Source organism: uncultured Nostoc sp., from assembly GCF_964245575.1.
Taxonomy (GTDB): domain Bacteria; phylum Cyanobacteriota; class Cyanobacteriia; order Cyanobacteriales; family Nostocaceae; genus Nostoc.
Genome location: NZ_CAXTNP010000153.1, coordinates 11,385 through 19,080, shown reverse-complemented (window position 1 = coordinate 19,080; position 7,696 = coordinate 11,385). Strand labels below are relative to the sequence as shown.

General features: G+C 41.5%; 6 protein-coding genes. 1 reads left to right on the top strand and 5 read right to left on the bottom strand.

Translation table 11 applies throughout. The annotated features are described in order from the left end of the window. Positions 1-675 precede the first annotated feature (675 nt). Entirely contained in the window at positions 676-831 is a 156-nt protein-coding gene (locus ACFFAP_RS22650; protein WP_375513333.1) for a hypothetical protein, read from the bottom strand. Positions 832-1,075: 244 nt separating this feature from the next. Between ACFFAP_RS22650 and ACFFAP_RS22645 the strand changes: the two genes are divergently transcribed. Beyond that, positions 1,076-2,374 carry a cation:proton antiporter gene (locus tag ACFFAP_RS22645; protein WP_375513332.1) on the top strand — a complete coding sequence of 433 codons (1,299 nt, stop codon included), beginning with the start codon at positions 1,076-1,078 and terminating at the stop codon, positions 2,372-2,374. A 186-nt stretch (positions 2,375-2,560) separates the two neighbouring features. Here the strand turns inward: ACFFAP_RS22645 and ACFFAP_RS22640 are convergent, their stop codons facing one another. From ACFFAP_RS22640 to ACFFAP_RS22625, 4 genes are all read right to left on the bottom strand, one after another. Continuing rightward, on the bottom strand, positions 2,561-2,989 hold the full coding sequence (locus ACFFAP_RS22640; RefSeq protein ID WP_375513331.1) for a hypothetical protein: 429 nt from the start codon (positions 2,987-2,989) through the stop codon (positions 2,561-2,563). A 193-nt stretch (positions 2,990-3,182) separates the two neighbouring features. Next, a complete protein-coding gene (locus ACFFAP_RS22635) occupies positions 3,183-4,289 on the bottom strand; it encodes a saccharopine dehydrogenase family protein (RefSeq protein WP_375513330.1) in 1,107 nt (368 codons plus the stop codon). Between the two features lie 101 nt (positions 4,290-4,390). Continuing rightward, complete coding sequence (crtD, locus tag ACFFAP_RS22630; RefSeq protein WP_375513329.1) at positions 4,391-5,917, bottom strand: C-3',4' desaturase CrtD; 1,527 nt, start codon at positions 5,915-5,917, stop codon at positions 4,391-4,393. A 236-nt stretch (positions 5,918-6,153) separates the two neighbouring features. Further along, positions 6,154-7,696, bottom strand: a 1,543-nt coding sequence (locus ACFFAP_RS22625; protein ID WP_375513328.1) for a pentapeptide repeat-containing protein, incomplete at its 5' end; no start/stop codon positions are given.

Here is a 7,696-nt window from a genome sequence, read left to right as displayed (position 1 = left end):
AGAGAGGTTAAGGAAATTGAATAATGAGTTAGCCATGATTTTCTCCTGTGTTGAGGGTTTACATCTGTTTCATAATTTTAGTGAATTGGTGTCAGGGCTGAGGAAACTCAAAGGATAAAGGGCAAGGGATTAAAACCTTTCCCGTTTATCCCTTTCTCTTTAAAGAGCCAAGTTGCCTTGCCGCGCCACTAGATTTACCCGTCAACAAATGAGCGGTAAGTGGGTATGCAAAAATATTTATGTCCAGGACTTACGCACTCAGATCCCCCAACCCCCTTAAAAAGGGGGCTTTAGAAGTTCCCCCCTTTTTAAAGGGGCTAGGGGGGATCTAGGTTTCAGGCTTCAGTGCGTAAGTCCTAATGTCATTGCGTACTCCTTTGGAGAACCCGTTCGCTGTCTTCGTCTCCCTTAAAAGAAGGGTACGAAGTGTTGCCGATCGCGTCTTTTAGAGAAGCAATCCCAAACCTTGCGTTTTCTCAATGACTTGGTGGTTTTATATTGACTGTGTACTAAGCACTAAATTACAGTTTATCAACAGCATAATTAAGGATTACTACAAAACATCTACTAAACCCACTTTTTCTACTTGACCGAATCAATGCTGTTGTAGCTAAATATATAGCTTTTATTTTGTAAATAAAAATACTGAGTCTAATTACTACCGATGCAACTTGACTAACTCTCCAAAGAGAATCGCCCCTGAAAGCAAGCCGTCATAAAGACAGCTTCTGCTGATTTAACATCTTTACTCGTTCGTAGTGCTTCCTTCAAATAAGCGATCGCCCCATAAGCACTACTATGTTGAGCAATAGCGCTAGTTATTCTACTCAACCTACTGTCTACAACCGCAATCCCCCACTGTCAAAGCTTCGCCAGTAGTTTTTTAATGACTATCGGGACTTAAACAAAAATTAAGCCCAAATAAAGCCTAAACTGGCTTTATAATTCTCGAATTTGGTAGCGGGTCTGAATCCCCAATCTCCAATTCCAGAAAATCTGTCTATAGGTAAATTTAATAGAAAGCTATAGCAACTAAGCTGACAGAGCAACACCTAATTTTTATATAAATCGCTATATGGTAGATATCTATATTATTGACCTATTTGTGATTGGTCTACTTCTGCTGATGGTCACATTAGGGTCAGGTTGGATTGCTCGCTTACCTCTTTCTTTTGCGATTATCTACCTACTAGTTGGTATTTTTCTAGGGCCTTACGGCTTTGGGCTGGTTCAATTACGTCGAGATGAAGTTTTCAACGCCCAAATGCTGGAGAAAATAACAGAACTTGTAGTAATTATTTCTGTATTTAGCTGCGGTTTAAGAATTGTTCGGCCTCTAAAGTTGGGGGTTTGGGATATTACAGTGCGATTGATTGCATTTCTGATGCCAATTTCAATTTTTGCTCTGGCTGCTGTGGGTAAATTGTTTTTAGGGATGAATTGGGGAGAAGCAATTTTATTAGGAGCAATTCTTGCACCTACCGATCCAGTATTAGCATCAGAAGTACAATTGACCAGCACAAATGACCAAGATGAGTTGAGATTTGGTTTAACTTCTGAAGGTGGGTTAAATGATGCTTTAGCTTTCCCTTTCGTTTATTTTGGTCTTCATGCGTTAAAAGATGACAACTGGGGTAACTGGTTTAAACAGTGGATTGCAGTTGATTTAATTTGGGCGATCGCAGCCGGTATTGTTATGGGAATTGTTGTTGCCAAATTTATAGTTTGGATTGAACAAAGAATCCAAAAACGCCGTGCTGCTGATGAGTTAATGGAAGATTTTGTTGCTATCAGCACAATTCTACTAACTTATTCTTTAACAGAAATGGTGAATGGCTATGGATTTCTGGCAGTCTTTGTTGCTGGGTTAGTTGTCCAACGCAGTTACAGAAATCCTGAAAAACCGCTAGCACAATTGGAATTTGTTGAGCAAATTGAAAAGCTGCTGGAAGTTGGGACAATTTTACTATTAGGTTCAATATTATTATTAAAGCCAATGCTCAATTATGCTGGGCAATCTTTGATAGTGATAATTTTGTTATTCTTGATAATCAGACCTGTAGGAGTTTGGATTAGCACAATAGGTAAACGTCCTCTAGAGTCACACCGCCGAACCTTGCACCCAGGAACTCGGTTGTTATTTGGATGGTTTGGGATTCGCGGTGTTGGTTCTTTATATTATCTTGCCTATGCGTTTGGTCATGGCTTAAAAGGTGAAGCAGGCGAACAAATTGCTTGGATAACTTACACTACTATTGCGGTTTCGGTGATTGTACATGGAATTAGCACAACTCCATTAATGAAGTGGTATGAGCGTAATCTTGCTCATGAGAGAAAGACTACTCCTCCCACCACAATAGATGAATTTGAATAAAAGCAATTTTTGTAGGGTGCGTTATCGCCGAGAGTAAGACACCATCAACAATTTAAGGTGCGTTAGCCTTTGGCATAACACACCCTACAATTTAATTTTCTAAACCTGACTTCAAACCGAAGAAAGGCTTTGAATCTTACTTTGCATCCCTTGTCGAGAAGGAGTTAGGGGTTAGGTTTATATTTACTATTTACCTGTCACCTTTTCAATAACTTCTTTCGCTTTTTCACCAAAACTTTCTTGGGGCTTTCCTTCTTGTTCAGCCTTTAAATTCCTTTCGTAAGCCTCCTCCATAGTACTAAGGCTTCCTGCATCTTTTACTGCTTCCTCATAAGCTTCTTCTCGTTCTTCTTCTTCAACACCAACACCTGGGTCATATTCGTTAGCACGATTAATTTTTTCTTGAGAATTTGGTTTATAATCTGGGGGTGTTAGCTTTAATTCTTCAAGAGTAGTTGCATAACTAGCTTGCTGAATGAAAATGAAGGAAGCTGACAAGCTGATGAAAATTATTAAGCCAACAACCAAAAAACTTGAACGTAACGCTTGCTTTAAAGTTAATAAAATTTTTTGCACGAAAAAATCTCCTCTTTTTATTTTATGAGCCTTGGTCATGTATAAATATATTCTATATTTAAGGCTCACAGGCATCCTAAGTGTTTACGTACAGTTCTTCCTTCTATCGTAAGGTATATTAATTTTTACCTATAGTAAAGGCGTACAAATGTACGCCCCCATCTATGTATCTGAATATTTCGTGAAATCAGATGAAATTTTTACTTAGTGTGCTTAACCCAAGCATATTAAGCTATAACCAACTGTGATTAATTTTAATTCCTCGGCTTTGCATTACCTCTTCAAATAAATTTGTTGGTAGTGCTTCTTCCACAGCATAAACACCCGGTTTATTGAGTTTACCTTCTAGCAATAATTGGGCAATACTACCTGTGCCGCAACCAGAAGCCACAGCTGTATTCTCATGCACTACAGTCGAACAATAAACGGCTGTTTCACCATTTTTTTGCCCTGTAACTTCTGAACGAACTGCTACCCCAATTCCACTAAAATTATTTGTAACATTTGTCATCGAATGGCTGACATGAGACAGAAATTCAATCATGTAACGACGCTGCATTAGCCACTTGGGAAAAACGTGTGCCGCAATCCAAGTTAGGTGATTGTAAAAATCGGGAATAGAGCCAAACTTAGTAATTACAGTTTTTACTGATGGGAAAGCTTTGGGCAGTGTAAAGGTTTCTGGCATATCAAACCAGTATACTCCGGTGCTTCCATAGGGAGGTGGAAACTCAACTACTTCTCTTTCACTATAAGGCTTGATTATCTGCCATTTTCCATCTATCCAAGTTTCAAAAGGATACTGCAACCCAAGAAAAGTTGTCCGCATCACTGTAATGCCAGCACCGCCAGAACCCGAAACCAAATAACTTAAATGGATCTTTTCTGGTTGATCAAATTGTTCAACTCCCTGACGTACCATGCTATTAGAAATACCAGGAAAAATGCCAGTATTAATAATTGCTGTCACACCAGCCGCAGCAGCTTGTTCATTAAACTTAAGAGCTTTGCTAGTATAAGAACGGTGGTCGCTGACATCTACATAATTAACGCCTTGAGCAATACAGGTTTCGAGAACATTAGTATCTCGATAGTGAAATGGGCCAGCACAGTGGATGACTAAGTTAGAGTTTGCGATCGCATCTCGCAGCTTGTCAAGTTCTGCCAAGTCCAATACCAAAAACTGCACTTGTCCTCCCGAAGACAAGCTAACAGCCTTCCCAAACTCCGCAGAACGTCCAGTAATCGTAATTTGTGCCTGCGTATGGGTAGCTAGATCCTGAGCAACAGTGCTACCAATCCGCCCTCGTCCGCCAATAATTAAAACGCTGTCTGTCATTACTCCAGATTAGCAACACTAATCTTATTTCATCAGTTTTCTGTCCCGTTTGTCATCAGTTATAAGTATAACTTGCCTGCCAACGAAGGAGGGCTTTTCAATTACTGGTAGTTGAGCAGTTTTTGCGCCTCAATTTGCCTGACTACCGTTAGCGCCGAATAACTCACCCCAGCAGTACCTTCGCCTGGATGGGTGGAGTCACCAACTAACCACAGATGCTGGATTGGTGTACGATTGGCGAACCCAAAGGGGCCAAAGGTAGGAATCCTTTGACCAATACCGCCAACTATACCGCGATCGCGGGCTGTGAAATGGGCAAAGGTGCGCGGTGTTGCGGCTTCTTGATGAATAATCGTTTCTGGTTTGAGATAGAAGTATTGGGCAAGACGAGCGATCGCTTGGAGGGTAAACTTTTCTTTTAGTGCTTCATAATCATCAGTCTGCCACCACTGTGTAGGATCGACAAATGAAGAAGCAATAATTGTCGCTTTCCCCTCAGGTGCGCGACCATCTCCAGGGTGACTGACAGAAACAAATAAAGAATTATTCTCGCCAATGGGGCCATTCACATCATACAAAAATTGCAGGTGGGGAGGGCATTCAGGCGGAATCGCACTAGCATCTACACCCAAATAAACCACAAACGCGCTTGATGCTTGGGGCAGTTTTTCCACCCGGTTTTTATATCCAGATGGGGCTTGTCCCAATAACTGCACCAAGTTTTGTACAGTGACGTTAGTAACTATGTGGTCGGCGGCTTCTGTCCAGACTTCGCCAGTTTTCTGATTTCTAATTACAACAGCAGTAGCTTTGCCGTTTTCTACTTTGATTTCTTCTACAGTGTGGCGCATCAACAATTTGCCGCCATCTCTTTCTAAGGATTGTACCAGGCGATCGCTTAATACTTGCATACTTCCCTGGAGATGAAACAATCCTTGAGGCAGTTGGGATACACTCAACGCTGTTGCAGCATAAAGTAATGCTGTCTGTTCTGCATCTACCTGGGAGTATAGCTTCAGTTGCAAATCTAAAAAAGTCCTCAGTCGCTGGTTATTTCCCAGTCCACATAACCGTAAAGCATCTCCTACCGTAAATAAGGTGAAGGGTACGGTAATTAATGTACTGGGACGCACTGCTTGCGCTAGCTGCCATAAATCCCATAAATTACGTGGTGGTAGCACCGGATCGCGTCCTTGAAATTCCCAACTGGCATTAAATAAAGTTGCCATTAATTGCCAAAACGGTTCGCTACCGGGGAACTGTTTTTGTCGTTCCTCTTGCCATTTCTCTTGGTCGCGCCAGACATTAATCGGTGTACTTTCCCCAGGTAAATACACCGCACAAGCAGGATCACAAGGCGTTGCTTGCGGTAAATCTATTGACAATTCTGAGAAAATGCGGTGGTGAATTCCCCCTGGTTCCAACCCCGCCACCTGAGTTGCGCCCACATCAAAGGTAAATCCCTGTCGTTTAAATGTCGAAGCACAGCCTCCTGGTACGAGGGCTTGATCCAAAATTAAGACGCTGTAACCTTTATGAGCTAATAATGCTCCAGCAGTCAGTCCACCTATTCCTGCACCGATGACGACGACATGAGAGTTACTTTTGTCAAGAGAAATGCTGGACATTGATTAGTTTATTTAAAATTCTTAATACTTTTATTTATAATTTTACCTTAATCTCTGAGTTGAATGGGGTGCTAAAGGTGCGATTTATCAGTTTAGTCCAATAGAGACCTAACCCCCAACCCCTTCCCTATAAGGGAAGGGGAGTAAGATTCAAAGCCTCTCTCCTCTTAGGAGAGAGGAATGGAAATGAGGTCAAAGAAGCGCTATATTATCCCGCGATTTGAATCATCGGCGGATCATCCTAAACCCAAAAAATTTGAAATCAACGGCAATAGATTGCTGCACTGTTCAACCAACTTTGTGGCACTGGGTAAACTAGAAATTGTCCCTTTTAAAATCTTTATAGCCGTTTTCGCCGCCTTTTGCATCGCCCCCTCTTGAGGACTTTTCCCCGCTTCTGCTAAAGCTTTCACTTGTTCTAATGCCTCAGCTTTATCTTCTTGAGCTAAGTTTGTATCAGCCTCAATTGCTGCTTGTAATTGCGTCAACAATTCCTTAATTCCCGGTTTATCTGGTTCGGGAGATGCTGGTAACTGGTTGATGGTATTTGTTACCGTACCGCTAATATCGCCCAAATTCAAAGCTTGTCCACTGGCATTAAAGTCTCTGCCAACACTGCCAATTTCAATTTTGCGGCTGGCATCATTGCTGTTAGTCATATTTTTATTCTCTACTTTATTGTCAACTTGAACATTAATCGGCTTATTCGCTAATAATTTTACAATCTCTGCCATCTCTCCACTTTGTTGGCGATAGATGACTATTTGCTCATCTTTAGCTTGTAATTGTGCTTTATATTTTTCTTTTACAGCTTGCAATGCCAGTTGATAACTTTGTGTAAAATCACTATGAATCTTTTCTTTATCAGCACCATCAGGTACACCAACTTTAACGACTACTACGCTATCACCTTTATTTTCAATACTCTGTAGAGCTAATTCTGTATCTGCATTTTGGTCTTGCACTGTTTGGAAGGCGTTAACAAAAGCTTTCCAGTCTATGCCATTGCGGAAAATTAAATCAACAGTATTTAAAACTTCTTCAAATAGCTTGGTAAATTCTCTTAGTTGAAACTCGCCACTACTAGGACGGCGTTCGCGGTTGTCTGTTTCAGGCTTGGGATGTTCTAAAAGATAGATAAAGCGACAATCTATATTATCTAATTTGGTTGTACTTTCAATATTCCACGCTTCGACACAAGCACCTGTCATTTGGGCGCTGGTGAAGTTAGTACCTACAGCTTGAGCTAAAGTTAGGTTTGCCCACTCTAAACAAGCGCCTTGGAACGTGGCTTCTGTAATATCAACATCTTTTAGATTTGCTTCTTTTAAATCTGCACCTATCAGGTTAGCGCCTTTCAGGTTTGCACCAGCATAAGATTTTCCTCGACCATTACCAGTGACGAGTAATTTTATAACAGCTAATTTAGTTAATATGGTGTCGTCAACTCTGGCAAAGTCAAGTTTTTTTGCTTCATAAAAACGGGTGCGTGTTAGGTTTGCTTTTCTAAAATCTGTGTTTTTCAGGGTTGCACCAGTAAAATCAGCATCGGTTAAATCGGCATTGCGGAAGCTAGTTCCACGTGTCGCAGCAAAGGCGAGAGCAAATGAGCGAATCCAAGCATCTTTTTCATCTCCCGCTAAACTACGCCAGCCAATGTAAGCGCTAAATAATGTAAAGGCTCCGGCTCCGACTCCGATTCCGGCTACGATTCCGGCTCCGGCGAAGGCTCTGGCTCCGACTACGGCGAAGGCTCCAGCGAAGGCTCCGGCGAAGGCT

Coding starts and splice junctions, on each gene's coding strand:
- ACFFAP_RS22645 (WP_375513332.1), top strand. CDS start 1,076: ATGGTAGATATCTATATTATTGACCTATTTGTGATTGGTCTACTTCTG.
- ACFFAP_RS22640 (WP_375513331.1), bottom strand. CDS start 2,989: ATGACCAAGGCTCATAAAATAAAAAGAGGAGATTTTTTCGTGCAAAAA.
- ACFFAP_RS22635 (WP_375513330.1), bottom strand. CDS start 4,289: ATGACAGACAGCGTTTTAATTATTGGCGGACGAGGGCGGATTGGTAGC.
- crtD (WP_375513329.1), bottom strand. CDS start 5,917: ATGTCCAGCATTTCTCTTGACAAAAGTAACTCTCATGTCGTCGTCATC.